Here is a 445-nt window from a genome sequence, read left to right on the forward strand (position 1 = left end):
CGCATGCACAGAACGGCGCGGTGACCTTCGCCGACGTCGATACGCTCGACACGCACAGCGCCGGCTTCGTAGCGCAAGGCGGCAGCTATCTCGGTACTTTCGCGCTCGGCGCGGTGAACCAGGCGGGTGACTCGGTCGGCTGGAGCTTCCAGGTCGCCGACGGCGTGCTCGACAGCCTGCAGGCCGGCCAGACGCTGACGCAGAAGTACGACGTGACGGTCGATGACGGCCATGGTGGCACGGCAGTGCAGACGGTGACGATCACCATCACCGGCACGAACGACGTTCCGGTAATCACCTCTGCGGTGCAGAGCGGTTCGGTGACGGAACGAGCTGATAACGCGGCCGGTGAGAATGCGGTTGTGCATGTGCAGGGCGGCGCGGTCACTTTTGCCGATGTGGATACGCTCGACACACACAACGCCAGCTTCGCGGCGCAGGGTGG

The 445-nt window shown here is 65.4% G+C and carries 1 protein-coding gene; it reads left to right on the plus strand.

Annotated elements, in window-relative coordinates; translation table 11 throughout:
- Positions 1 to 445 (plus strand): VCBS domain-containing protein (locus IB264_RS34265; protein ID WP_210335729.1); only part of this gene is annotated, 445 nt, incomplete at both ends.

It is taken from the genome of Ensifer sp. ENS11 (genome assembly GCF_014851895.1).
In the GTDB taxonomy this organism is placed as follows: domain Bacteria; phylum Pseudomonadota; class Alphaproteobacteria; order Rhizobiales; family Rhizobiaceae; genus Ensifer; species Ensifer canadensis.